We start from the raw sequence: 707 nt of genomic DNA on the forward strand, positions 1-707 counted from the left end.
GCCCGTTGAACGGAACCGGAGTAGCTTTATGTATTATGGAGTTTTCGAAGTGTAGCTTTAAGATATACCAGCAGTAATTTTACAATTACTGCTTTTTTTGTGGTTGTACTTGTGCATTTTCTGTTGTTTTATGCGATTTTTGGATGCAATGAAGCACAAGTTCCCTTACCCGTAAAAGTTAATTCACAGAAGAAAGTGTGTTTTCAATAAGATAAGCTTTTGGTGGACCTCGCTGCCCAAAAACGTGCAACGTAACAAGATTTCCAACTTTACAACAATAACATTTTCGATGTTGAGTTTTAAGTTCTACACTTGACCTTAAAACGTTTAACTCTTTTTGTAATTGTTGTAATTTCCCGCGTTTCCAATTGCTGCTTAAAATGCCGTAATGGCGTATGCGCACAAAGCGTTTGGGTAAAATATGAAGACTAAAGCGCCTTGTAAACTCTTCGTTTTTTAAAGTAAGCTGCTTGGTTTTACTTCCATCTCTATAATCTTTATAGCTAATGGTAACTTCTTGATTGGTTACGTTTTTAATTCTATGGTTACTGATGGCAACTTTATGGGTGTATCTTCCTAAATATTCTATTACTTGCTTTGGACCGGCAAAAGGGCGTTTGGCATAAACCACCCAATGCTTTTCAAACAAACTTTGGATGACAGTTGTATCAGCAAGCTTTTCTTTGCGTAAAAAAGCTACGTATTTT

Annotated in this window: 1 protein-coding gene; it reads right to left on the minus strand. The window is 36.2% G+C overall.

Going from position 1 to position 707, the window contains the following annotated elements:
- Positions 1 to 178 precede the first annotated feature (178 nt).
- Positions 179 to 707, minus strand: a 529-nt coding sequence (locus tag N5D46_RS14730) for a transposase (protein WP_280050451.1), incomplete at its 5' end; no start/stop codon positions are given.

This window comes from Empedobacter sp. GD03865 (assembly GCF_029840775.1).
In the GTDB taxonomy this organism is placed as follows: Bacteria; Bacteroidota; Bacteroidia; order Flavobacteriales; family Weeksellaceae; genus Empedobacter; species Empedobacter falsenii_B.